This window comes from Prevotella heparinolytica (assembly GCF_002998535.1).
Taxonomy (GTDB): Bacteria; Bacteroidota; Bacteroidia; order Bacteroidales; family Bacteroidaceae; genus Bacteroides; species Bacteroides heparinolyticus.
Genome location: NZ_CP027234.1, coordinates 3,119,881 through 3,145,015, shown reverse-complemented (window position 1 = coordinate 3,145,015; position 25,135 = coordinate 3,119,881). Strand labels below are relative to the sequence as shown.

Below are 25,135 nucleotides of genomic sequence, written 5' to 3'. Positions count from 1 at the left end.
TCCTTTTTATCCTTGTTGCTGCACTGCACTCTGCCTTGCGATTGACTCACAATAGCCTTCAAAGGCTGAATGCTCTCTATCGGTGAGTGCAGTCATATCCTCTTGTATCTTGTGGTCGGTTATCTTTCCGTAGATTTGTGTCGTACCTATATTGCTGTGTCCGAGCATTTTGCTGAGCGTTTCCATCGAAATACCATTGGAAAGGCAAATCGTGGTTGAGAATGTGTGGCGAGCCATGTGAAAGGTCAAGCCCTTATCTATCCAGCATATCTGACCGATGTTCACACACGCAAAGGATGCTTTCCTTATTGTAAGATTGGGGAATATTAAATCGTCCGCTTTCTTATCCTTGATATAGAGCGAAAGGATTTGCTTGGCAATGGGCAGGAGTGGGATAATCGCTTCCACATTGGTTTTCTGCCTTTTGATGCGGATTTCCTCTGTGCCGTCTGCATTATGGATGATGTGTTTTGGTTTGAGCCGTTGCATGTCCACACGAGCCAGTCCTGTGAAGGCGCAGAAAAGGAATAGTTGCCTTGCTCTCTCGAACTGCTTGTCAATAATGGGCGTTTGTAATACCCGTTGCAGTTCCTCGGTTGTGAGATACCTGCGTGTTCGGTGTGGTAGTTCCGCCTTGTAGTCCGCAAAAGGGTCGATGCGGATATACTTCTTCTGCTGACCGATGCCGATGAGTTTTCTAAGGAAGATGACCGCTACCTGAATAGTGGCAAGAGAAAGGTTGCGCTCTGATTTAAGGTAGAAGTCCATCCCTTCGATAAAACCATAGTCAAGCGATGAGTAGCGAATATCCTCTAGCCCCAAGCGTTCACGCAAATAAGCCTCAATGAGTTGTGTGGCATAGATGTAGTTGGCAAAGGTCGGCTTGGCTACCGTTATTCCTACGCAAGGACGCTTTTCCTCTATGAAAAGTCGTGCTTCCTCCATAAGAAAACCTTTGGGCTTGTCTTCTTCCATGAGTTCACGCTTCAACAACTCAGCGGTAATATAGCCACGTTGCCAGACTAATTCTTGATACTTCGCTTTGGCTTGGTCCTCTTTGCTTTGTAAATAGCGGTTGATTTCCTTTGTTTCTTCATCTGTTCCCTTGCATCGTCCCTTACGACTGTCCCAAAGTTCGGGAGCGATTTCCTTTCCCGTGCTGTACTGTACTTGTTCTCCGTCTATGGTGATGCGTCCCATAATCGGGCATTTGCCGTTCTTCTTCTCTTTGGAACGGTTGATATAAAAGAGCGTCTTAAATGTACTTCGTGCCATGATGTCAAAATCTTAAGGTGAATGTATCTTGTATGCGTTGTTGCACTTCCTGCATGTCCCGATGGATTCTCTCGGAGGAAACAGCTGCATATACCTGTGTTGTTCTCAAATTTGTGTGTCCGAGCATACGGCTCACCGTTTCGATAGGTACACCTGCCGAGAGTGTGATAAGCGAAGCAAAGGTGTGGCGAGCCATGTGGAAGGTTAGTGGGCTTTCCATGCCGATGTTTCTCTGTATGTAGTGCATGCCATTGAGAATAATGTCAGTAGTAGGGACATCAAATACAAAGCCTGCACGCTTTCCCCTGTACCGCTCTATTATCGCCCAAGCAGGAGGAAGTACTTGTACACGATATGGTGTCTTGGTTTTTATTCGCCTGCCCTTGATGCAGAGTTCGCCTTCTTCCAAGACAATGTTTTCCTCTCTCAGATTGCGGACATCGGAGATGGCAAGCCCTGAAAAGCAAGAAAAGACGAACAAATCACGGACAATACGATAGTTCTCCCATTTAATCTCCAAGTCGATGATGCGCTCAAGTTCTTCCTGCGTAATACTTCGAGGTTCACCCTTTGGTCGCTCGTAACTGTAGCCCAAGAACGGATAAAAGTCCAGCACACCTTTCTTCACCGCCATGCGGACGATGGTCTGCAAGGTGGATAAGGCACTCGATATGCTGCTGCGTTTCAGTCTGCGGTCGATGGTAAGATAATACTCAAAACCCTCGATAAAGGCTTTGTCCAACTGTGAAAGGGGAATGTCTCTTACCTTGTGCTTCTTTTGTACATACTCACGGAGCAGGGAGAACTGGTAGGTACGGAGTTTGAATGTCTTTAAAGCTCTATCAATGCCTATACGCTCCTTTGTCTGTGTGAGATACTCCCCGAAACTCTCCAAGAGCAAGGCTTGGTGGTAGATTTGTCCTTGATAGGCATCCCTCACGTCTGTGGCGGTGAAAGTTTCTTTCCTTTCACTGAGTTCGTGAAAGCGTGTGTGGATGAGTGCGGTGCATTCACCGAGTTTCTGATTGACGGACACCGCCATTGCACTCTTGCCGATAAGCCTTTGCTTGCGGCTGTCCCAAAGAGCGAGCGGAGTTTTGCACTTGGTGGAGAAGCCTGAATGGGTTCTGCCTACTGAGATGCGCCCGATGACAGGCACAAGTCCTTTCTTGTCGGTTCGTTTCGCCTGAACGAAGAACGATACTTTCAGTTTGTTTTCCTTCATTTTTCTGTCGTTTTTTCTAAATTTCCTTTGCTTGCAAAGGTACAGATAAACAAGTATTCCCCAGCGATGCAGAAAAATGAAAGATGATGAATAAAAACCTATGACACAGTTGTTTACATTCAATTTGTAACCCCTTTTTGCTTTTTCCCTGATGGGTTACGATTTGGTAACGGAACTCCTGCCGTTTGATGCTCGTTTTCGCTTACCATCAAAACAGCAGAGGAATGCTAAATAGTACTATTTCAAATAGTTACATTCCCTATAACTCCTCCTGTTTCCCTTAATTCTTAATGACTGATTATGCACTATATATAGCGGATAGGATATATCTCCCAAGAACTTGCATATCCGGGTCGATTTGCTGTCTGTTGTTGTGCCCGATGCTCCTAACAGGACGAGGACGGGAAAAACGGCAATGATGCAGAATGCTTCGTAAATGCCGTTTCTGCAGACAGGTTGCATCCCTTCGATGTAAGGCATCGAGAGTAAAGCCACCAACAAGGCCGTGCATATCCAGAATGCCCCTCTCACCTTGAAGGGCTTGAAGTTTCGCGCCAAGAGCATACCCATCGAGAAGGGGAAGAGCATTCGCAATGCTCCGCCTCCGAAGTTCACGGCATCCAATGTCCAGCCTATTCCGATATTACCGTATCCGGAGACATCGGAGAGGGCGAATCCTGCCAATCCTGCTCCCGTCAGTGCCACGAGTGCAGCCAGTGCTTTGGTAGGCAGGCGGCGGATGAATAAAGCATAAAGGATATTTCCTATATACTCAAAGAACAACGACCAAGACGGACCGTTCAGTGGAAACATTTCTCCGTTTCCACGGACTTCGTGGCCTGCACCCGGCACTGCGGGAATGAGAAACATCGTACAAAGCAGCGCCAGCATCGTCATGGATGTGGCGATGTGCGTTCCGTCCCATTGCACGCTTCCTTGAATGCAGTAGGTGATAGCTCCTAACACAGCCCCCCATAATCACCATAGGATGGAGGCGTATCAGACGGCGTTTGAAGAAGTCCTTCATGGTGAAGCTCCCGCCCCATCGGTCGTCATAGGCATAGCTGATAACGAATCCGGAGAGCATGAAAAAGAAATCTACGGCCAGATAGCCGTGATTGAAATTTTCTATCATGGTGTTGCCGGCAAAAGCATAACCTTCGAATACATGATACCACATAACGATGAGGGCGGCTACGCCACGAAGGCCGTCTAACAGGTGGTAGTGCTTTTTGGTGTCGGCAAAAGCTGCCGAGGAAGTTGTTGCCATAAGGGTTGCATTTAATCGGTTGACCGGTTTGGGCGGTAAAGATACGGTTAAAAAACGGAAGTCCTATGTGTCGCGGAAAAAAGATTGCCGGAGTGCTTGACAGACACTTACACCTGACGGGACAGACACAAGCCTTTGAGCCGACAGACACAAGTGTTCAAGCCGACAGACACAAGCCTCTGTCAAGTCAGACACAAGTGCCTGATAAAAGGTGAAGAAATGGGGGCTCTCTTATTGCGCCGCCTGGCTCTCGTTTCCGCATCGGTCCACTGCCGTTACTGCGAAATACTTCCGGGTGGTCCAAGGGAAGATGGGGGCATAGATAAATTCTGTTCCTTGCACCCGTTGCGCCAGAATATTTTTAGGATTGTCTGTATCTACGGGATATGTGTCCGAGCCGTAAACGACATACGTCGGTGCGTTCTGCGGGTCGTTGTCTGTCGCAGGATTCCAGCGCAGAAGCAGGTAGCCTTCGGCCAATTGTTCCGTACGCAGGTTGGTGGGAGGGGTAGGAGGTACGCTGTCTATCCACGGCATGGCAGGTTGCAGTGCAGGGGCGGTATAGAAATTCTTCTCCAGAGTATCATACAGTCCTTGCGTATTGTCCATCAAGTACTTCACCCGATAATGCGCTTCGCCCTCCAGCTTTTGCGCACGTATGAAGTGCATCTGTCGTTCAATCTCGTCCAGAGTCCAGTTGCCTTCGGCGGGGTCGAGGAAATAGATGCCGAGGCCGGGAATAATATGCCGTCCGTTGCTCTGTTCTTTCCAGTCGAGAGCGAAAGGGTAGAAATGGTTGCCACGGAAATATTGCATCGGATATATTTGGTCTTGAATGCCTTCGCCCAGCCAGCCTTGCACGTCTTGGTAGACGGTGTGGTAGGCATTCCATCCGCGCGAAGAGTAACGGGAAGTGTCGCGGTATTTGCCTACGGGCGAGGTGCTGACTTTTACCCAAGGTTTCAGCGCCTTCACTTCCTTATAGATGTAGCGCACTATGTCCGTGATGTTGTCTCTGCGCCATTGCGCCAGACTGCGCCCCTTGGCGTATCTTTTGTAGTCGTATCCATCGGGAAATCGCGGAGCGTTCTCCGGATAACGAAGGTAGTCGAAGTGCACGCCGTCCACATCATAGCGCTTCACTACTTCGCGAACAAGGCTCATCAGGTATTCTTTGGTTTGCGGATGTCCGGGATTGAGGAAATACTCATTCTTATAGGGAACGCAGATGGCCGCTTTCTTTTTGGTGACCGACTCTTTGCCGAGGGAGGCCACATGCTTTTTATTTCCCAAAGGGATGCTCACCATCCAAGCATGACATTCCATGCCCCGTTTGTGGCACTCTTCTATGGCAAAGGTCAGCGGATCGTAACCGGGGTCTCCTCCTACCTTGCCTGTCAGTATGGAGTTGTAAGGCTCGATGGACGATTGATAAAGCACATCGCCCCGTGTGCGGGTCTGGAACAGCACGGTGTTGAAGTTGGCAGCTTTCAGCTTGTCCAGTATCTCTACGAGTTCGTCTTGCTGTTTGCGCATTCTTTCGGGCGAGGTGGCACGCGTGCGAGGCCAATCCAGCCCGTAAACGGCGGTTATCCAAGCGGCACGTACTTCGTGCTTGGGTAGCTGGGCTGCAAGAGGCAGCATAAGCACTATATATAATAAGGTAAGGGTGCTCCGTTTCATTCTGATTCTATATTTTCGCGGCGAAGGTAAGCAAAACCCTCGATAATTTTATGCTGTTTACTTAGAAACTGTTACATTTGCATGTATTAAAAAGACGAATACATCATGATCACATTTACGCTTTGCCTGCTGGCGTTGATAACCGGCTATTTTCTGTATGGTCGCTTTGTGGAGCGTGTCTTTGCTCCCGATGACCGTAGCACACCCGCTTTGACCAAAGCCGACGGTGTGGACTACATGCCTTTGCCCACGTGGAAAATCTTTATGATACAATTCCTCAATATTGCGGGTTTGGGACCTATTTTCGGAGCTATTATGGGAGCTAAGTTCGGTACGGCGTCTTATCTGTGGATTGTTCTCGGAAGCATCTTTGCAGGTGCCGTGCACGATTATCTTGCCGGTATGCTGTCCGTGCGTCATGGAGGCGAAAGCCTGCCCGAAATCATCGGACGTTATTTGGGACTGACAGCTAAGCAGGTGATGCGTGGCTTTACGGTTGTGCTGATGATATTGGTGGGTGCGGTGTTTGTGGCAGGGCCGGCAGGCCTGCTTGCCAAGCTGACTCCTGAAAGCCTTGATACCACTTTCTGGATTATAGTTGTTTTTGCTTATTATATACTTGCCACCTTGCTGCCGATAGACAAGATTATCGGCAAGATATATCCGTTGTTTGCCGTTGCCCTGCTGTTTATGGCTGTCGGTATTCTGGCGATGCTCTACGTCAACCATCCCGCTTTGCCCGAAGTCTGGGACGGGTTGCAGAATACACATCCCAATGCAGACTTGTTGCCCATTTTCCCCATTATGTTTGTCAGTATAGCTTGTGGGGCAATCAGCGGTTTTCATGCCACTCAAAGCCCTTTGATGGCACGTTGCATGACGAGCGAGCGTCACGGTCGCCCCGTATTCTATGGGGCAATGATAACAGAAGGAATTGTGGCTTTGATCTGGGCTGCCGCCGCCACTTACTTCTTTCATCGGAATGGAATGGAAGAGACCAATGCCGCCGTCATCGTAGATGCCATTACTAAGGATTGGTTGGGAACAGTAGGCGGCATCTTGGCTGTACTTGGCGTTATTGCCGCTCCGGTCACCAGTGGCGATACGGCTTTCCGTTCGGCTCGTCTTATTGTGGCCGATTTTCTGGGAATGGAACAAAAAAGCATACGTCATCGTTTATATATATGCGTGCCGATGTTTCTGGTGGCTATCGGGCTGTTGCTTTACAGCTTGCGCGACAAAGACGGTTTCGATATGATCTGGCGTTATTTTGCATGGGCCAATCAGACACTGTCCGTTTTCACATTGTGGGCTATTACTGTGTATCTGGTGCGCGAGAAAAAAGGACATTATTATTATGTCACCTATTTTCCGGCATTATTCATGACGGCGGTATGTGCCACTTATATATGTATCTCGCCCGAAGGACTGGGCTTTGGAAACGGGATAGCGTTGCCTGTCGCTCTTTCATCGGTGGCGATTGCGGCTTTCTGGTTCAATATCTGGAACTTCAGGACGACTAAAAAACTCTGGTGATGAAGAAAATCAAGAAATCTACCGGGCTGACTTTAGCTCTGCTTGTTTATGTCACGGCAACGGCGGCTTATTTCCTGCCTCGCAATACGGAAATCAGCGAAACGGAAAAGTATGTCACAGTAATCACATCATACGTCATCGTATTGGTGTTGTGGCTGGTTCTTCGTAAAAAGGAAGAATTGCAACGGAAAAGGCGCGAAGAAAATGAAAAATCATAACTATTCACTCAAAAAACTAACTAAGATGAAAAAAATCGGATTACTTGTTTGTCTGCTTGTTGTCACAGTGGCGGCGCAGGCACAGTTTGAAAAGGGAAAATGGTTTGTAAACCCGTCCATAACCGGATTGGACTTATCGTACGACACCGGAACGGAGAGAGCTTCTTTCGGACTTGAGGCCAAGGGCGGTGCATTCCTTATAGACAATCTGGCTTTGCTGGTGCATGCCGGCGTTTCGTGGAATACGGGAGGCTCTGATGTCGACATTTATACGATGGGTGTGGGAGGTCGCTATTATCTGGATAAAGTTGGTGTTTTTCTGGGAGCTGATGTCAATGTAGACCGTTGGAACTGGGGCAAAGGCCACGACGACACTAAGTTTTCGCTCGGTTTGGAAGCCGGTTACGCGTTTTTCCTCAGCCGTACGGTGACGATTGAGCCGGCCGTTTATTGGAATATCAACGACGACCGTTCCAAGTTCGGCCTGAAGGTGGGATTCGGTTTTTATTTCTAAGTCGATAACCGCATTTTATTGGGGTTTCCGAAAAACAGAGAGTATACTTTTCAGAAAGATATTCTTCAGTCATAGATGACGCGGACGGCGCAGATTTTCTTCTTATTTTAATCTGTGCCGTCCGCGTCATCTGCGTCTGGAAAATCACTTCGTCCTCTTCTGCCGGTCTTCTTGCAGTTTCTCTTGCAGAAACTGTCCGGTGTAGCTTGCCGCACATCGGGCCACCTCTTCCGGTGTGCCCTCTGCCACTATGTTACCGCCCTTATCTCCTCCTTCCGGGCCGAGGTCTATCACATAATCGGCACACTTCACCACGTCGAGGTTGTGCTCTATGATTACGATGGAGTGTCCGCGACGTATCAGTGCGTCGAATGCTTCGAGCAGTTTCTTGATGTCGTGGAAGTGCAGGCCGGTGGTAGGCTCGTCAAAGATAAACAGGGTGGGGTCGGCTTTCTCCTGACTGAGGTAATAGGCCAGCTTCACACGCTGGTTCTCGCCGCCCGAAAGCGTGGATGACGATTGTCCCAATTTGATATATCCCAAACCCACATCTTGAAGAGGCTGAAGCTTCTTTACGATTTTCTTCTGCCCGTACTTTGTGAAGAATTCGATGGCTTGGTTGATGGTCATGTTCAGCACGTCGTAGATGTTGACGTCATGAAATTTCACTTCCAGCGTGTCGGCTTTGAAGCGTTTACCGTGGCACGATTCGCATTCCAGCACAAGGTCGGCCATGAATTGCATCTCCACCGTGATAGTTCCTTCGCCCTTGCATTCCTCGCAGCGTCCTCCTTCGCTGTTGAAGCTGAAATGTCCGGCACTGTGACCCATTTGTTTGGCGAGCGGCTGCTCCGCCCACAATTTGCGGATTTCGTCGTAGGCCTTGATGTATGTCACCGGGTTGCTTCGCGATGATTTCCCGATGGGATTCTGGTCGACAAACTCCACGTTGCTCAGGTTCCGGAGGTCGCCACCGATGGAAATAAATTCCCCCGGACGTTCGTTGCATTCGTCCAGTTCGCGCTTCAGGGCGCGATAGAAGATATCACGCACCAGTGTGCTCTTGCCCGAACCGCTGACGCCGGTCACCACGGTCATCACATTCAAGGGGAAACGTGCGTCCACCCCTTTCAGGTTGTTTTCGCGTGCTCCTTTTATTTCGATATAGTTGTTCCACGGGCGGCGTTGTGCGGGTGTCGGTATGGTTTCCTCGCCCAGCAGGTAACGCACGGTGTAGCTGTTGCTTCCTTTTTTAAGGTCTTTCATGTCGCCCTGATAGACCACTTCGCCTCCCAGACGTCCTGCTTTGGGACCGATGTCGATGATGTAATCCGCCGCACGGATGATTTCTTCGTCATGTTCCACTACGACGACCGTATTGCCTAACTGTTGCAATTGGCGCAACACGCCGATCAGCTTGTCGGTGTCGCGGCTGTGCAGGCCGATGCTCGGCTCGTCGAGGATATAAAGGCTGCCCACCAGACTGCTGCCCAGCGAAGTGGCAAGGTTGATGCGCTGGCTTTCGCCTCCGGAAAGCGAATTGCTCAGGCGGTTTAGCGTGAGATAGCCCAGACCTACGTCGAGCAGGAAGCGGATACGGTTGTTTATCTCCGTCAGCAGGCGGCGTGCCACGTCGGCATCGTGTGGTTCAAGTTTCAGCTTGTCGAAAAAGAACTTCAGCTCCGTGATGGGCAAATCCACTAATTCCGAGATGCTGCGTCCGCCCACCCGCACGTAGTTGGCTTCGGGTTTCAGGCGGGTGCCGTGGCACTTGGGACAAATTGTCTTGCCACGATATCGTGCCAGCATTACCCGATATTGTATCTTATATTGGTTCTCCTGCACCATCTTGAAGAAAGCGTTGATTCCTTCGAAGTAGGGCGTACCCTCCCAAAGCATCCGGCGCTGTTCGTCGGTCAGCTCGTAGTAGGGACTGAAGATGGGGAAACCGGCTTTCTCGGCTCCGCGTATCACCATATCCCGCCATTCGCCCATCACCTCGCCTCGCCAGCACACCACAGCCCCGTCGTAGACGGATAGGGCGCGGTTGGGTATTACCAGATGTTCGTCTATGCCTACTACCTTGCCGAATCCTTCGCATACCGGGCAGGCGCCTACGGGCGAGTTGAAGGAGAACATCTGGTCGTTCGGCTCTTCAAAGGTGATGCCGTCGGCTTCGAACTTGGTGCTGAAGCGATAGAGGCAGGTTGTGCCGTCGGGCTGGTAAAATCGCAGCAGGCAGGCGCCGTCTCCTTCGTACATGGCTGTCTCGGCCGAGTCGGTCAGACGGCTCACGGCATCTTTTTCGGCAGAAACAGTCATACGGTCTATCAGCAGAAACACGGTGTCACCGGTTTTCGGCTTGTATTCGTCTATGCGCACCATTTCGCCATTCACTTCCAGCCGGGTGAAGCCCTGCTTCATGTCCACCTCCAATTGTTGCTGCATATTGCGGTCTTCGCGCAGCACCACGGGGGCAAGCACGGTGTATCTCGTACCTTCGGGATGCTCCTTCATACATCGCACGATGTCTTCGGTGGAATGTTTCTTCACTTCCTGTCCGCTGACGGGGCTGAATGTTTTTCCTATCCGTGCGTAGAGCAACCGCAGGTATTCGTATATTTCGGTCGAAGTGCCTACAGTGGAGCGGGGATTGCGGCTGCTGACTTTTTGCTCGATGGCGATGGCGGGCGGTATGCCTTTGATGAAGTCGCATTCGGGCTTGCTCATGCGTCCCAGAAACTGACGGGCGTAGCTGCTCAGGCTCTCTACGTAGCGGCGTTGCCCTTCGGCATACAGTGTGTCGAAAGCGAGTGATGATTTGCCCGATCCGGACAATCCGGTGATGACGACCAACCGGTTGCGCGGGATTTCCACGTCTATATTCTTCAGGTTATTGACACGCGCCCCTTTTATAGAAATTGATGTACCTTCTGCCATATACAAGTCACTTTGGTGATTTTCGAACTGCAAAGATAATGCAAACCACGGGCAGAATAAAACGAACTTGTTCTTTTTTTAGGAATACCCCCTCGAAAGTAAAAGCTATGGCTATTCGATTGTAGCCGTTTTTGCGTCGTTTCTTATCCCGAACTCGCGTATCAATCAGGATACGGAATGATTGATTATAATCATTCAAGAAAAAAGCACATTTCCCGCTAATTTTATGAAATGCCGGGTTCGCGGCGTTTTACCCCTCCCAGAATATATTGTAGAGGCGATAAATTGCCGCGAACCCGGTGTTTGGTGCATTTGCATTTTGCGTTTTCAAGCATTATCTTTGTAGTTGTAAGTCAAACACAATATATAACACAATTATGGAAGGTCTTAGTTGGTTTAAACATCGCTTCAACCTGAGCCGTGACAGCAGGCTCTACAAACTCATCGACGAAGAGGGAGCAAGAGGCTACGGCAGCTATCTCTACATCATCGAACAGCTTTACAATCAGGAGTGTCCCCGTCTCTTCCTCGGACAACTGAAACTATTGCAGCAGAAAGGATTTCCGCAGGCCTATCTCGAAAAAATAGTCAGAAATTACGGCTTGTTCATCATCGAAGGAGATATGTTCTTCTCCGCCATCGATTACTTCGGCACTTCGCGGAAAAACAGGGAAGTGTCAAAGAAAAATACTGCCGGGAGGAGGGCGAAGGAAGAGGAATTGTCAACGGATGGAGAAACGGTTGATGAAGAAACGATGTCGGCTGCCGAGGAGGCATGCTTGATGACCGGAGAAACAGAATCGGTTGTCGAGGAAGTACTGCCGGTTGCCGAAGAAGTGCCGCCGATGAGCGAAGAAGCGCGGTCGGCCGTCGAAGAGAAAGGGGATTTTCAAGCGGCAGCTTCTCTTGCCGCCACTGCTGCGGGAGTACCCAAACCTTGTATGGAGACTCCGCACGGACCGGCAGGCTACTGCTTGCCAACTCCGAGCGAACTGCCTGCCGGCTCGCAGTCGGCAAGCAATTCAAAGAGTGCCCAAATTGAGCCTAATTATCAATTTATCAGCGAATTACGAGGTGTGCTATCCCTCGCGCGCGTAAGAGAAGAAAAGAAAAGAGAAGAAGAGATTAGAAAATACCTCCCCCATATATCCCCCTCGTTTAAGGTGGAGGAGGTGGAAGAACAGCCATTCGTTCCGCCTTAGGCAATATCTCCCCCGCATGTTGGCAGGCCCGACGTGACGCCACACTGCATGCACCGCAACGTGTGGGCGCAGCAAGCATGAAGTGTGGGATTGCAGACGGTGAAGTGTGAGGTTGCGGATGATAAGATGTGGGCCTACGGGTGATGACGTGCGGGCTTGCGACCGCTAAACCGCGCATGTTCTTTCTGTTTTTCCGTTTTGCAGTGTTGTCATGGCGGGGTGTTCGTCTGCATATATCGGCATGGTTAAGATTTGTTATACTTTCCGATTCGTGCTGATTTTCTTTCGATAAAAGCATTAATTTCGCCTCCTGCTCTTGTAGTGGCGGCATGTCCCGGCTTGGTGAGCGGCCTGTGAGACAGACGGCATCAGGGTGGGCACTGTTAAGAATAGACGCGTGTCTGAATATTAAAAAGTTATAACCGGAAGATGAAAATAAAATCCTTTTTATGCGTACTTCTCCTGTCGCTGCTGGCCGGAGGGGTATTTGCACAAGTGCAAACAGGCCCTGTGCATCCCAAACGTGAATTTCGTGCCGCATGGATGCAGGCGGTGAACGGGCAGTTTCGCGGTGTCCCCACAGACAAGCTGAAGCAGACGCTGATAAGCCAGTTGAACTCTCTGCGAGGGGCAGGCATCAACGCCATTATCTTTCAGGTGCGTCCCGAAGGAGATGCTCTGTATGCCTCCCGGCTGGAACCGTGGAGCCGTTTCCTCACCGGGGTGCAAGGCAAAGTCCCCGAACCGTATTGGGATCCTATGCAGTTTATGATTGAGGAGTGCCACAAGCGGGGCATGGAATTTCATGCTTGGATTAATCCGTATCGCACCAAAACGACCTTGAAGAACGAGTTGGCTCCCGGCCATGTATATAATATCCACCCGGAGTGGTTCGTGACCTATGGCGACCAGCTGTATTTCGACCCGGCATTGCCCGAAAGCCGCCGGCATATCTGCATGGTGGTGAGCGATATCGTGTCCCGTTACGACGTGGATGCCATCCACATGGACGATTATTTCTATCCTTATCCCATCAAAGGACAGGATTTCCCGGATGACGCCGGCTTTGCCCGTTACGGCGGAGGCTTCGGCGATAGGGGAGACTGGCGTCGGAGCAATGTGAATATCCTGATAAAGAAACTGCACGAAACCATCCGTGAGATTAAGCCCTGGGTGAAGTTCGGCGTTTCTCCGTTCGGCATTTACCGCAACGAGAGCAGCGACCCGCTGGGCAGCAAAACAAAGGGGCTGCAGAACTATGACGACCTCTATGCCGACGTCTTGTTGTGGGCGCGCGAGGGTTGGATAGACTATAACATCCCGCAGATTTACTGGCAGATAGGTCATCCGGCGGCCGATTACGAAACATTGGTGAAGTGGTGGGCCAAGCATACGGAGAACCGACCTCTGTTCATCGGCCAGTCTGTAATGAACACGGTGCAGCATGCCGACCCGAACAATCCGTCGGTGAATCAGCTTCCGCGCAAGATGGCTTGGCAGCGGGCTTACCAGACAATCGGAGGCAGTTGCCAGTGGCCTGCAAGTGCGGTTGTGGAGAATGCGGGCAAGTATCGCGATGCCTTGATTGCCGAATATCATAAATATCTGGCCTTACCCCCGGTGTTTGATTTCATGGACAATGAAGCTCCTGCCAAGGTGCGCAAAGTGAAACCGGTGTGGACGGCAGACGGTTATATGCTCTTCTGGACTGCACCCAAATACAGGGAGGAGATGAACCGTGCCGTGCAATATGTGGTATATCGTTTCGAGGCAGGCAAGAAGGTGAATATCGACGACCCTTCGCACATCGTGGCCGTGACGCGCGACAACTTCTATAAGTTACCCTATGAGGGCGGGAAAACCAAGTACCGCTATGTGGTGACGGCTTTGGACCGCCTGCACAACGAGTCGAAATCCGTGGGGAAGAAAGTGAAACTGTAATCCCCGGTCGGGCTAATACAATATCAGTCCGGCTATTCCGCAAGCAATTATCATCCCTATGGGGTTCAGCCTGTATCTTCTTGTGCCCACGAATGCAACGAGGAAGAGGATGCAACTGACAATGAAGGAATAGGTGTCTTCCGTAGGCGAGCCGAAGTTTTCCGTATTCATCAGCAGCAATGCGGCGGATGCCAGCAAGCCTACCACGGCAGGGCGTAGTCCGCCGAATACCGCTTCGACTGACGGATGCTTCTGATACTTCAGGAAAAACCTGCTGATGGTCAGCATCAGGATAAACGAGGGGAGCGTCACGGCAAAGGTGGCAACGATTGCCCCCCATACGCTGCCTGTGGCGGTGAACCCTACATAAGTTGCCGAATTGATGCCTATGGGACCGGGGGTCATCTGGCTGATGGCAACGATATCCGTAAATTCTTGAGGGGAGAGCCACCCGTAGCGGGTGACAACTTCGGCTTGTATCATCGAAAGCATGGCATATCCGCCTCCGAAACCGAAAAGCCCTATTTTAAAGAAGGTATAGAATAATTGCAGGAAAATCATGGTGAGTGGTGAGCGATTAGCGGTTAGTGATTAGTGGGGGTGTTTTGCAGTCTTCCGTACAGGTAGCCTCCTACGCCTGCCGCAATGATTATCCAGACGGGCGAGAAGTTCAACTGCCAGATGAGCAGTGCCGAAACCACCGGTATCCAGATGTTGTAGCGGTTTATTTTGGCCGACTTGGCCATGCTGAATGTAGGTGCGGCTATCAAGGCCACCACTGCCGGGCGGATGCCCTTGAAGATGCGTTCCACAACGGGATTCTCCTTGAAGTTGTGGAAAAACAGTGCAATGGCCAGAATGATGAGGAACGAAGGAAGTATGGTGCCTAAAGCTGTGACGAGGCTGCCGCGTATCCCCCTCAACCGATAGCCTATGAAAATGGAAATGTTGACCGCAAGAACACCCGGTGCCGACTGTGCTATGGCAAGCAGGTCGATGAAGTCTTCTTTGGCTACCCAGTTTCGTTTGTTCACAATCTCGTTCTCTATCAAGGGCACCATGGCATATCCGCCCCCGATGGTGAAAGCTCCTATCTTGAAGAAGATGGAGAATGCTTCGATATATATGTTCATCCTTGTTGTGTGGTTTTGGCGTACTGGCTCGGACTCATATTGAAGTGCTTCTTGAATACTTCGCGGAAGTATTTAGCGTCGCTGAACCCTGTTTTCTCCGATATTTCTGTAATGCTGTATCGTTGCTCTTTCAGGAGCTGGGCGGCATGGTTCAACCGAATCAACCGGATGTAGTCGGCCGGAGCTTGGTCCGTCAGGGCTTTTATCTTATTGTAAAAGCTGGTTCTGCTCATGTTCATCAGGTTGCAAAGCGCGTCTACGTTGAAGTTGGGTTGCTCCATATTCGCTTCCACTTCTTTCTTCACGGTGGCAACGAATCTCCAGTCCAAGTCTGTGGAACAATTGATGCAATCTGTGCCGTTCTTGTCCTCGTTCAGTTCAAGGTTGGCAAACTTCTGGCGCAGCAGTTTGCGGTTGGCCAGCAGGTTGGCTATGCTTGCACGTAATATGCCTATGTTGAAAGGCTTCACGAGGTATTCGTCTGCTCCGCTTTGCAGGCCCTCAATGATGTTTCTGTCCGTATTCAGGGCCGTGAGCAGAATGAAGGGAATGTGAGAGGTGTTGATGTCATTCTTCAGGGCATGGCACAACTCGTCTCCTTTCAGTCCGGGTATCATGATGTCTGAAATAATCAAGTCGGGCAGATATTCCCCGGCAAACGTAAGAGCCTCTTTCCCGTTGGAGCATACGCGTGTGTCATACTGTTCGGACAAGCTGCCGCGCAGGTACTCCCTCAGTTCACTGTTGTCTTCCACAATCAGTATCTTTTGCCGGGTGCTGCCGTCGGACGGTTGGCCTTCGTTACTCTTATGTGTAAGCGACGGGGCAGGAACGTTGACCGGCACTCCGGCTGTCGAATAAACCATCTGCGTGTGTCTGGCATTGGGGCATTGCACGGCCTTGTCGAACGCTTCTTTCCTTTTTGGAAAAGTAATCTTGACGCACGTGCCGCTTCCTTCCGTACTGTTGAGTTTCAGCTTCCCTTTATGCAGCCTGACAAGTTTCCACACCAAGAGCAGCCCGATGCCGCTTCCCGTTACTTGGGAGTTGACGGCATTCCTGCCCCGGAAATGTTTCTTGAAAAGCTGTTTTTGTTCCGATGCCGGAATGCCGATACCCGTATCGGTTACTGCAATGCTCCATGTGTCGTCCGTTTCGTGGGCAGAGATGTCTACCTTTCCTCCTTCGGGGGTGTATTTCAAGGCATTCGATAACAAGTTCTTCAGGATGGCGTCCATCTTGTCTTTGTCAATCCATACGTTCAGGTAGCGGAAGTCGCTTTGGCTGGTCAGGTTGATATGCTTGACGTCGGCATGGGGGCGAAATGCGTCTACGGTTTCTGCTATATAGGTATTCAGCTCGTATTCGGATATATACAAGGAGTCGGAGTAGGTGTCTATGCGCTCAAGGTTGACGAGATTGGTGGTAAGTTGCAACAAGGCATTTACGTTTCGCAATGCAGTGCCGGCATTTCTTTGTCCGTTTTCGCTCAGGTTTTCTTGCTCTGCCAGTTCTTCCAAGGGAGCTTTTATCAGTGTCAGCGGTGTGCGTATGTTGTGGGCCGCGTTGATGAAGAAACGCATTTTTTCATCGGCGGCTTTTCGCTGTTGCCGCATGAGGATGATGAGCATGATTGTACTTGCCGCCGCTATGATGACAATGGTGTAAAGCGCCAACACCCAAAGACTGATTTGAAAAGAATCTTGGATGGGGGCACTTGTGGGGTTATTGATTAGTTCGTTTTCAAGAGCACTGTGTTTGTCGATTTGTGCCGGGCACACAAGGGAAAATAGTGACGTGAAGAAAAAAAAGAACCTTTTCATGATTGTCTGGTGTTTTTGAGATTGATGCCGGTAGACAAGAGTCATAAAGCCACTACAAAAATAATGTTTTTGTTTGGAAAGAACAAACGGATGGAGAGATAACTGTTTTATGTCTTGCTCCTCATCTGTGTCGATGTCGGAATGTTAGAGGAAGAAAGGCTTCCGGGCTCTCCTGTGCGGGTAGCAGTAGAAACGAAACGTGCCAAGGTTCCCGAAAGAGCCTTGGCACGCTGTCTTTGTGTGTATGTCTTTGTTACATCGTTACTTTTTCATCTTCTCCTCTATCCACTTGCGCGCATTGACAAACGCTTCCATCCACGGAGTGATTTGGTCGCTGTTTATGCGCTCTGCCGGATAACAGCCGTTCTGCCAGGGCAGGATGGAACGTTCGGGGTGGGGCATCATGGCGAGGTGACGTCCGTCGGCGCTTGCCAGTGCCGCTACCGAATAGTCGGAACCGTTGGGATTGCCGGGATATTCGTCATAATTGAACTTGGCTACCACGTTGTATCGGTCCTCGTCATACGGCAATGAGAATTTTCCTTCGCCGTGGGCCACCCATACGCCGATTTTGCTGCCGCTCAACGAACCGAACATCACACTGCGGTTGGCGGGAATCACCACGCCGGCGAATTCGGACTCGAATTTATGCGAATCATTATGCAGCATTTTGCCCTTTTTCTTGTGTTCGGGGTTGATGAGCCCAAGCTCCATCATCAGTTGGCACCCGTTGCAGATGCCCAGCGACAGGGTATCTTCGCGGGCATAGAACTTGTCGAGTGCTTCTTTCGCTTTGGGGTTGTAGAGGAATCCTCCCGCCCATCCTTTGGCCGAACCGAGAACGTCTGAGTTGGAAAAACCGCCGACGTAGGTCACCATGTTCACGTCTTCCAATGTTTCGCGTCCGCTGATGAGGTCGGTCATGGTCACGTCTCTTACGTCGAAACCTGCCAAGTAGAGGGCATATGCCATCTCACGCTCGCTGTTCGAGCCTTTCTCGCGGATAACGACTGCACGGATGCCCGATGGCGTGCGGCGGTTCGGGTCGATGCCAAATTGGGAGAACTTGCCTGTGAAATCGGGCTTGAACGCAAATTCCAACGGTTGCATCTTGTAATTCTCGAAACGTTTCTTGGCGCAGCCGTTCATGGATTGCTTGCGGTCGAGCAGGTAAGATGTGGAGTACCACACATCGCGCATGTAGTCGATGCCGAACTGGTAGGTGGCGCCATTTTTCGATACAAGGATGTGGCGTTCGTCTGTCGGCTTGCCGAGTGCGACGTAGCCTACTCCTGCATCTTCCATGATACGTTTCACTTCGTCCCTGTGCTTGTCGCTTACCTGAATCACGATACCCGGATTTTCTGCAAACAGGATTTTGATGAGGTCTTGTTCCTTGATTTTGTCCAGATTGATTTCCATGCCGCCTTCAACGTTGGCAAAACACATCTCCAGCAGTGTGGTGATGAGGCCGCCGGCCGAAATGTCGTGTCCGGCAAGAATCAATCCCTTGTTCACCAGCTCCTGCACGGCAAGGAAAGCATCACGGAAATACTCGGCATCCTGCACGCAAGGAACGTCGTCGCCCACTTTGCCCAGTGATTGTGCGAAAGCGGAACCACCCAGCTTCAGGTTATCGAAGCTGAAGTCGATGTGATAGAGAGTGCTCTTTTCGTTGTTGACCAACACCGGCGAAACAACTTTCTTTATGTCGGAGACTTCACCGCCGGCAGAAACGATCACCGTGCCCGGAGCAATGACCTTGCTGCCGTCGGGATATTTCTGTGTCATGGAGAGGGAGTCTTTGCCGGTAGGCACATTGATTTGTAAGGCGCAGCAGAAGTCGCTCAACGCTTTTACAGCCTTGTAGAGGCGGGCGTCTTCGCCTTCCTGCGAACGGCAAGGCCACATCCAGTTGGCGGAGAGCGATACGCTGTCCAGCCCTTCGGCAAGCGGTGCCCAGACCAAGTTGGTCAGCGCTTCGCTGACGGAGAGTATGGAGCCGGCAGCCGGGTCGGCAAGCGCGGCTTGGGGGGCATGACCCAAAGAGGTGGCAATGCCTTTTTCGCCACGGTAGTCCAAAGCCACCACACCGCAGTCGCTCAACGGCAACTGTAATTCGCCTTGGCATTGCTGGCGGGCCACTCTGCCCGTTACGGAACGGTCTGCCTTGTTTGTCAGCCAATCTTTGCAAGCCACGGCTTCCAGTTGGAGCACGTTGGTAAGATATTCGTGCAGTTGCGAAAGTTGGTATTTCGGCATCTCGTAGTGACGTTCCACGGTCTTGTCCACCATATAGGTCTTTGGAGACGAGCCGAACATCTGTTCTACGGCAAGGTCGAACGGACGTATGCCATCCGCCTGTTGGAAAGCAAAGCGATGGTCGCCGGTGGTTTCGCCCACTACGTACATCGGAGCGCGTTCGCGTTCGGCAATCTTGCGCACGTGTTCGATGGCTTCTTCCTGAATCAGCAGTCCCATACGCTCCTGACTCTCGTTGGCTATAATCTCCTTTGCCGACAATGTCTTGTCGCCGATGGGCAGCTTGCTCATATCAATCAGGCCGCCGCACTCTTCCACGAGTTCTGACAAACAGTTGACGTGTCCGGCCGAGCCGTGGTCGTGGATGGAAACAACCGGATTGGTATCTTCCTCACAGAGCGCGCGTACCACGTTGTAGGCACGTTTCTGCATCTCGGCGTTGGCGCGTTGCACGGCATTCAGTTCGATGCCGCTGCTGTATCGTCCGGTATCTACGGAAGAAACGGAACCGCCTCCCAAACCGATGCGATAATTATCTCCTCCGATGACCACCACTTTGTTTCCGGCTTCGGGTTTGCCTTTCAGGCAGTCGCGTTGAGTGCCGTATCCCACGCCGCCGGCCAGCATGATGACCTTGTCGTATCCGTATGTCTCGTCATTCTCTTTATGCTCGAAAGTGAGCACGGAACCGCAAATCAGAGGCTGACCGAACTTGTTTCCAAAATCGCTGGCACCGTTGGATGCTTTGATCAGGATTTGTTCCGGGGTTTGATACAGCCATTTGCGCACCGGCAAGATTTCTTCCCAAGTGCGTCCTTCGTCCGTGCGGGGATAGGATGTCATGTAGACGGCGGTCCCTGCAATCGGCCACGAGCCTTTTCCGCCGCCCATACGGTCGCGGATTTCGCCGCCTGTGCCGGTAGAAGCGCCGTTGAACGGTTCCACGGTAGTGGGGAAGTTGTGTGTTTCCGCTTTCAGCGAGATGACGCTCTTGATGTCTTTCATCCGGAAATAATCGGGCTTGGAGTGGTCGGCCGGGGCAAACTGCTCGATGACCGGTCCTTCGGCAAAGGCTACGTTGTCTTTGTAAGCGGAAATAATCTTATTGGGATTTTCTTGCGTGGTCTTTTTAATCATCTGGAAGAGCGACGACTCTTGTTCCACACCGTCGATGATGAACGTTCCGCCGAAGATTTTGTGGCGGCAGTGTTCCGAGTTGATTTGCGCGAAGCCGAATACTTCGGAATCGGTCAGCCTGCGGCCGAGGTCTTTTTCCACCTTCTTAAGGTAGTCCATTTCTTCTTTGGAGAGGGCCAGGCCTTCTTTTTCGTTGTATGCTTCCAGGTCTTCGATGTGTACGATGGGTTCCGGCCGGCGGTTTGTGGTAAATATGTTCTGGTCGAGACCTTTGTACATGCGTTGCAGCATAGGGTCGTGGTCTGCGTTCTCGTCTTTCACGGGAAAGTATTCCTCGATGCGGGTTATGCCGTTCAAGCCCATGTTCTGAGTGATTTCTACGGCATTTGTGCTCCAAGGGGTAATCATTTCGCGACGCGGGCCTACGAAATGTCCTTTCAGGTTGTCTTCACTTTCGGGGGCGGCTTCTCCAAAAAGCCAGCAGAGTTTGTCGCTGTCTGCCTGATTGAGGTTGCGGTCGCACTCTGCGGCAATCACGCTCTTGGACGGGGTTCTGAAAAAAAGAATCATGGTTGTATTTACGATTTTATGAATTACGGTCTTATCGCCGGAGTCACTTTTTCAAGCATCCTCTTCGTTTTGTGTGGCAAAGATAAGGAAAATCGTCGTGGAGGTAAAAAGATTGATAATAAAAAAACAGGGCTTGCGTGTAATGTTTACCCGGGTTCGGGATAGGAAGCAGGTCGATGGTTTCACCTGAAGGCTTGTTTTTGAAGTATATCACGTTGGATATCAGTGGTTTGTTTCCGCCTTGTCAGGCACTTGTCTCTGACGGCTCAAACACTTGTGTCTGACGTGTCAAGGACTTGTGTCTGTCGGCTTGGACACTTGCCTCTGTCACGACAAAGGTTTGCAGCTGTCAAACTTAGCAAAAGTAAGCGCCTATACCGAATTCAGGTAATATTTCATGGATTGATATGGGATGCAATAGTTTTTGCAGGTTTTTCTTTCAAAACAGATGTTAAGTAAGCGGTAGCAGGCATTATTCAGGACGGAAACAAAGAAATGACATAGATGTGAGAATACTGTGGAAAAAACGTTAACACTATTGGTTCTTTTCGTAAAAAAGTCCGATATTTGCACCCATGATTCAGATAGAGACCATATTTGATATATTGTGGAAAGGATTCATAATAGGTATAATTGTGTCCGCACCGTTGGGTCCTGTAGGTGTGTTGTGCATTCAGCGCACTTTGAATAAAGGGCGGTGGTATGGTTTTGTAACCGGGATAGGAGCTTCGTTGAGCGATATTGCCTATGCTTTGCTGACGGGCTACGGGATGAGTTTCGTCTTTGATTACGTCAACAAGAATATTTTCTATCTGCAACTTTTCGGGAGCATCCTGTTGCTGGTTTTCGGTATTTATACGTTCCGTAGCAATCCGGTGCAGTCCATCCGTCCGGTCTCCACGAACAAAGGCTCTTATTTTCATAATTTCATAACGGCGTTTGCCGTCACGCTTTCCAATCCTCTGATTATTTTCTTGTTTGTCGGTCTGTTTGCCCGGTTTGCTTTTGTAAGCGAAGGGGTATTGGTTTTCGAGGCTGTCACCGGATACTTGGCCATCGCATTGGGTGCTTTGGCTTGGTGGTTTGGCATTACTTTCTTTGTCAATAAAGTCCGTACGCAATTCAATCTGCGCGGCATCTGGATATTGAACCGGATTATCGGAGGCATTGTCATGGTGGTGTCCGTGCTTGGACTGGTGTTTACGCTGATGGGCGAATCGTTGTATTAGCGAATATCGTGTATAATTGATAGTTTCCGAAATGAAGATTGCACAGCAACTGAAAGAAAAAAACATAGCCGAATACCTTATATATATGTGGCAGGTGGAAGACCTGCTCCGTGCCAATGGATGCGATACAGACCGCTTGCGCGACAATATCGTTATGCGCTATCCGGAGGAGGAGCGTGCCGCATTGGAAGAGTGGTATGGAAACCTCGCTGATATGATGCGTGCCGAAGGCGTCACGGAGAAAGGACATCTGCAAATCAACCGGAATGTGGTTCAAAACCTGACGGAGCTGCATGGAGCATTGCTGGCCTCCACCAAATATCCGTTCTATAATGCGGCTTACTTCAAGGCATTGCCGTTCATCGTGGAGTTGCGCCGAAGGAATGGTCGGCAGGAAGAGTCGGAAATAGAGACATGTTTCGAGGCGCTTTATGGCGTGCTGTTGCTGCGCTTGCAGAAGAAAGAAATCAGTGAGGGCACGTCCAAGGCCATGAAGGCTGTCAGCAGCTTTATCTCTCTGCTTGCCAATTATTATGACAAGGAGAAGCGGGGGGAGCTGGAACTTGATTAAAAAAGAATTGTTCATCGTAACATCCATATTTAAAGTGTAACTTGTTTAAATGAATATTTTAGTAACCGGCGCCAACGGTCAACTTGGCAACGAGATGCAAGTGTTGTCGGAAGAGCATGCCCGTCACACCTATTTTTTCACTGATGTACAGGAGCTGGACATTTGCGACGAACAGGCTGTGCATGAGTTCGTGAAAAGCAATCGGATTGACGTTATCGTGAATTGCGCCGCATATACGGCCGTGGACAAGGCGGAAGATAATTGGGCGCTTTGCGATAAACTGAATCACGTGGCTCCGGGCTATCTGGCCGCTGCCGCCGAGGTTTGTGGCACAGCGTTGATACATATATCCACGGATTATGTGTTCGACGGAACGGGGCATCTCCCGTATACCGAGGAGGCGGCTCCTTGCCCCAATTCGGTGTATGGAGCTACCAAGTTGGCGGGTGAGCAGGCGGTCATGGCGAATTGCAGCCGTGCAATAATTATCCGTACGGCTTGGCTGTATTCCATCTATGGCAACAACTTTGTGAAGACCATGCTCAAGTTGGGACAGGAACGTGACACGCTGGGTGTTGTCTTCGACCAGATAGGTACGCCGACTTATGCTTATGATTTGGCTTGCGCCATTTTCTCGGCAATCAATCGGGGGATTGTGCCCGGTGTTTATCATTTCAGCAATGAGGGAGTTTGTTCTTGGTATGATTTTACGTTGGCCATTCATCGGCTGGCCGGCATAACGACTTGCAAAGTAAGTCCTCTGCATACGGATGAATTCCCGGCTAAAGCTCCGCGTCCGCATTATTCCGTACTGGATAAGACAAAAATAAAGAAAACGTTTGATATTGAAATTCCGCATTGGATGGATAGTCTTGGTGCCTGCATCAAGAAGCTGAATGTGGGAAGATGAGATATCCCAATTTTGAATGAAATATGAATGAAATAGATCGTCGGAGAACATTTGCCATTATTGCGCATCCGGATGCCGGTAAAACATCGTTGACAGAGAAACTGCTGCTTTTCGGCGGACAGATACAGGTGGCGGGCGCAGTGAAGAGTAACAAGATAAAGAAGACGGCAACGTCCGACTGGATGGACATCGAGAAGCAACGCGGTATATCTGTAACCACCTCGGTGATGGAGTTTGACTATCACGACTATAAAGTGAATATTCTCGACACTCCCGGCCATCAGGACTTTGCCGAAGATACCTACCGCACACTGACTGCCGTAGATAGCGTGATCATTGTAGTGGATGGTGCGAAAGGTGTGGAGACACAGACCCGCAAGTTGATGGAGGTGTGCCGCATGCGCAATACGCCTGTAATCATCTTTGTCAACAAGATGGACCGTGAAGCCAAAGATCCTTTCGACTTGCTGGACGAGTTGGAAGAAGAGCTTGCCATCCATGTGCGCCCGTTGACTTGGCCCATCGAGAGTGGTATCCGTTTCAAGGGGGTATATAACATCTACGAGCGGAACCTGAATCTTTACCAGCCCTCCAAACAAGTGGTGGCCGAGAAGGTAGAGGTAGATATCGATACCGAAGAGTTGGATGCTCGGATTGGCGCTCAACTGGCCGGCAAGTTGCGCGGCGAGTTGGAGTTGCTGGACGGCGTTTATCCCGATTTTGATAAGGAAGAGTATCTCAAGGGAACGTTGGCTCCGGTGTTCTTCGGCTCGGCACTGAATAATTTCGGTGTGGAGGAACTGCTGAACACCTTTGTAGAGATTGCTCCCAGCCCTCGTCCCGTGATGGCCGAAGAGCGTGAGGTTGAGCCGGAGGAACCCAAATTCACCGGATTTATCTTCAAGATTACCGCCAACATCGACCCTAATCATCGCTCCTGCATCGCTTTCTGCAAGATATGTTCCGGCAAGTTCACGCGCAATGCTCCCTATCTGCACGTGCGTCATGGCAAGACGATGCGTTTCTCGTCGCCCACACAGTTCATGGCGCAGCGAAAGACCACCGTCGACGAGGCATGGGCGGGAGATATCATCGGTCTGCCCGACAACGGTACGTTCAAGATTGGCGATACGCTGACCGAGGGCGAGATGCTGCACTTCCGCGGCCTGCCCAGTTTCTCTCCTGAGATGTTCAAATACATCGAGAACGCCGACCCGATGAAGCAGAAACAGCTTGCCAAGGGCATCGACCAACTGATGGACGAAGGTGTGGCGCAGTTGTTTGTCAACCAGTTCAACGGTCGTAAGATTATCGGCACGGTGGGACAGCTCCAGTTCGAGGTTATCCAGTATCGTTTGGAGAATGAATATAGTGCCAAGTGCCGTTGGGAACCCCTCAGCCTCTACAAAGCCTGCTGGATTGAGAGCGATGATGCCGCAGAGCTGGAGGCATTCAAAAAACGTAAATACCAGTATATGGCTAAAGACCGTGAGGGCAGGGATGTGTTCTTGGCCGATAGCGGATATGTGCTTCAGATGGCTCAAATGGACTTCAAACATATTAAATTCCACTTCACGAGCGAGTTCTGATTGCTTTTAAAAGGATACGTTACATTGTACATATAGAGAAGACGTGGCAAAAAACAAAGCCTCCTGCATTATGATATAATATCAGGAAGTCCAATGTGTTTTGCCTC

General features: G+C 50.4%; 16 protein-coding genes and 2 pseudogenes. 9 read left to right on the top strand and 9 right to left on the bottom strand.

Annotated features, from left to right (window positions below; translation table 11 throughout):
- Nucleotides 1-6: 6 nt before the first annotated feature.
- The 4 genes and pseudogenes from C3V43_RS12500 to C3V43_RS12485 form a co-directional block, all read right to left on the bottom strand.
- A complete protein-coding gene (locus tag C3V43_RS12500; RefSeq protein ID WP_106070070.1) occupies nucleotides 7-1,275 on the bottom strand; it encodes a site-specific integrase in 1,269 nt (422 codons plus the stop codon).
- Nucleotides 1,276-1,279: 4 nt separating this feature from the next.
- Entirely contained in the window at nucleotides 1,280-2,500 is a 1,221-nt protein-coding gene (locus C3V43_RS12495; RefSeq protein ID WP_106070069.1) for a site-specific integrase, read from the bottom strand.
- Nucleotides 2,501-2,800: 300 nt separating this feature from the next.
- A pseudogene (locus C3V43_RS12490) lies at nucleotides 2,801-3,770 on the bottom strand (acyltransferase family protein); the annotation flags it as partial.
- Between the two features lie 231 nt (nucleotides 3,771-4,001).
- Nucleotides 4,002-5,453, bottom strand: a complete 1,452-nt coding sequence (locus tag C3V43_RS12485) for a glycoside hydrolase family 10-like protein (protein WP_106070068.1) — start codon at nucleotides 5,451-5,453, stop codon at nucleotides 4,002-4,004.
- A gap of 105 nt (nucleotides 5,454-5,558) precedes the next feature.
- Here C3V43_RS12485 and C3V43_RS12480 point away from each other — a divergent pair, with 105 nt between their 5' ends.
- From C3V43_RS12480 to C3V43_RS12470, 3 genes are read left to right on the top strand one after another with little or no spacing between them, the layout of a single operon-like run.
- A complete protein-coding gene (locus C3V43_RS12480) occupies nucleotides 5,559-6,989 on the top strand; it encodes a carbon starvation CstA family protein (protein ID WP_106070067.1) in 1,431 nt (476 codons plus the stop codon).
- A complete protein-coding gene (locus C3V43_RS12475) occupies nucleotides 6,989-7,207 on the top strand; it encodes a hypothetical protein (RefSeq protein ID WP_106070066.1) in 219 nt (72 codons plus the stop codon). Before C3V43_RS12480 ends, C3V43_RS12475 begins: the two co-directional genes overlap by 1 nt.
- Before the next feature lie 25 nt (nucleotides 7,208-7,232).
- Entirely contained in the window at nucleotides 7,233-7,721 is a 489-nt protein-coding gene (locus C3V43_RS12470) for a hypothetical protein (protein ID WP_106070591.1), read from the top strand.
- Nucleotides 7,722-7,865: 144 nt separating this feature from the next.
- Here C3V43_RS12470 and uvrA read toward each other — a convergent pair whose 3' ends face one another.
- The gene (gene uvrA / locus C3V43_RS12465) at nucleotides 7,866-10,661 is read right to left on the bottom strand and encodes an excinuclease ABC subunit UvrA (protein WP_106070065.1); all 2,796 of its coding nucleotides are present in this window, start codon (nucleotides 10,659-10,661) and stop codon (nucleotides 7,866-7,868) included.
- A 377-nt stretch (nucleotides 10,662-11,038) separates the two neighbouring features.
- Between uvrA and C3V43_RS12460 the strand changes: the two genes are divergently transcribed.
- Nucleotides 11,039-11,863 (top strand): Lin1244/Lin1753 domain-containing protein, encoded by an 825-nt coding sequence (locus tag C3V43_RS12460; protein ID WP_106070064.1) that lies wholly within the window; start codon nucleotides 11,039-11,041, stop codon nucleotides 11,861-11,863.
- A 429-nt stretch (nucleotides 11,864-12,292) separates the two neighbouring features.
- On the top strand, nucleotides 12,293-13,804 hold the full coding sequence (locus C3V43_RS12455; RefSeq protein WP_106070063.1) for a glycoside hydrolase family 10-like protein: 1,512 nt from the start codon (nucleotides 12,293-12,295) through the stop codon (nucleotides 13,802-13,804).
- 12 nt (nucleotides 13,805-13,816) lie between these two features.
- On the opposite strand, the gene C3V43_RS12450 is transcribed toward C3V43_RS12455, so the two are convergent.
- The 4 genes and pseudogenes from C3V43_RS12450 to purL form a co-directional block, all read right to left on the bottom strand.
- Nucleotides 13,817-14,365 (bottom strand): chromate transporter, encoded by a 549-nt coding sequence (locus tag C3V43_RS12450; RefSeq protein ID WP_106070062.1) that lies wholly within the window; start codon nucleotides 14,363-14,365, stop codon nucleotides 13,817-13,819.
- A 23-nt stretch (nucleotides 14,366-14,388) separates the two neighbouring features.
- Complete coding sequence (locus C3V43_RS12445; RefSeq protein ID WP_106070061.1) at nucleotides 14,389-14,937, bottom strand: chromate transporter; 549 nt, start codon at nucleotides 14,935-14,937, stop codon at nucleotides 14,389-14,391.
- Nucleotides 14,934-16,646, bottom strand: a pseudogene (locus C3V43_RS12440) (hybrid sensor histidine kinase/response regulator transcription factor); the annotation flags it as partial. The pseudogene C3V43_RS12440 and the gene C3V43_RS12445, both read right to left, overlap by 4 nt.
- A 375-nt stretch (nucleotides 16,647-17,021) precedes the next feature.
- Nucleotides 17,022-20,729 carry a phosphoribosylformylglycinamidine synthase gene (gene purL, locus C3V43_RS12435; RefSeq protein ID WP_106070059.1) on the bottom strand — a complete coding sequence of 1,236 codons (3,708 nt, stop codon included), beginning with the start codon at nucleotides 20,727-20,729 and terminating at the stop codon, nucleotides 17,022-17,024.
- A 575-nt stretch (nucleotides 20,730-21,304) separates the two neighbouring features.
- On the opposite strand from purL, the gene C3V43_RS12430 reads away from it, so the two are divergent.
- Genes C3V43_RS12430 through C3V43_RS12415 form a run of 4 tightly spaced genes read left to right on the top strand, consistent with a single transcriptional unit; the run spans nucleotide 21,305 to nucleotide 25,028 of the window.
- Nucleotides 21,305-21,958, top strand: a complete 654-nt coding sequence (locus C3V43_RS12430; protein ID WP_106070058.1) for a LysE family translocator — start codon at nucleotides 21,305-21,307, stop codon at nucleotides 21,956-21,958.
- Between the two features lie 31 nt (nucleotides 21,959-21,989).
- Nucleotides 21,990-22,529: a DUF4924 family protein gene (locus tag C3V43_RS12425; protein WP_106070057.1), complete on the top strand. Its 540-nt coding sequence runs from the start codon at nucleotides 21,990-21,992 to the stop codon at nucleotides 22,527-22,529.
- A 49-nt stretch (nucleotides 22,530-22,578) separates the two neighbouring features.
- Entirely contained in the window at nucleotides 22,579-23,439 is an 861-nt protein-coding gene (rfbD, locus tag C3V43_RS12420; RefSeq protein WP_106070056.1) for a dTDP-4-dehydrorhamnose reductase, read from the top strand.
- Between the two features lie 23 nt (nucleotides 23,440-23,462).
- Entirely contained in the window at nucleotides 23,463-25,028 is a 1,566-nt protein-coding gene (locus C3V43_RS12415; protein ID WP_106070055.1) for a peptide chain release factor 3, read from the top strand.
- Nucleotides 25,029-25,135: the final 107 nt, after the last annotated feature.

Coding starts and splice junctions, on each gene's coding strand:
- C3V43_RS12475 (WP_106070066.1), top strand. CDS start 6,989: ATGAAGAAAATCAAGAAATCTACCGGGCTGACTTTAGCTCTGCTTGTT.
- C3V43_RS12445 (WP_106070061.1), bottom strand. CDS start 14,937: ATGAACATATATATCGAAGCATTCTCCATCTTCTTCAAGATAGGAGCT.
- C3V43_RS12450 (WP_106070062.1), bottom strand. CDS start 14,365: ATGATTTTCCTGCAATTATTCTATACCTTCTTTAAAATAGGGCTTTTC.
- purL (WP_106070059.1), bottom strand. CDS start 20,729: ATGATTCTTTTTTTCAGAACCCCGTCCAAGAGCGTGATTGCCGCAGAG.
- rfbD (WP_106070056.1), top strand. CDS start 22,579: ATGAATATTTTAGTAACCGGCGCCAACGGTCAACTTGGCAACGAGATG.
- C3V43_RS12415 (WP_106070055.1), top strand. CDS start 23,463: ATGAATGAAATAGATCGTCGGAGAACATTTGCCATTATTGCGCATCCG.
- C3V43_RS12455 (WP_106070063.1), top strand. CDS start 12,293: ATGAAAATAAAATCCTTTTTATGCGTACTTCTCCTGTCGCTGCTGGCC.
- C3V43_RS12460 (WP_106070064.1), top strand. CDS start 11,039: ATGGAAGGTCTTAGTTGGTTTAAACATCGCTTCAACCTGAGCCGTGAC.
- C3V43_RS12495 (WP_106070069.1), bottom strand. CDS start 2,500: ATGAAGGAAAACAAACTGAAAGTATCGTTCTTCGTTCAGGCGAAACGA.
- C3V43_RS12480 (WP_106070067.1), top strand. CDS start 5,559: ATGATCACATTTACGCTTTGCCTGCTGGCGTTGATAACCGGCTATTTT.
- C3V43_RS12430 (WP_106070058.1), top strand. CDS start 21,305: ATGATTCAGATAGAGACCATATTTGATATATTGTGGAAAGGATTCATA.
- C3V43_RS12425 (WP_106070057.1), top strand. CDS start 21,990: ATGAAGATTGCACAGCAACTGAAAGAAAAAAACATAGCCGAATACCTT.
- C3V43_RS12500 (WP_106070070.1), bottom strand. CDS start 1,275: ATGGCACGAAGTACATTTAAGACGCTCTTTTATATCAACCGTTCCAAA.
- C3V43_RS12470 (WP_106070591.1), top strand. CDS start 7,233: ATGAAAAAAATCGGATTACTTGTTTGTCTGCTTGTTGTCACAGTGGCG.
- C3V43_RS12485 (WP_106070068.1), bottom strand. CDS start 5,453: ATGAAACGGAGCACCCTTACCTTATTATATATAGTGCTTATGCTGCCT.
- uvrA (WP_106070065.1), bottom strand. CDS start 10,661: ATGGCAGAAGGTACATCAATTTCTATAAAAGGGGCGCGTGTCAATAAC.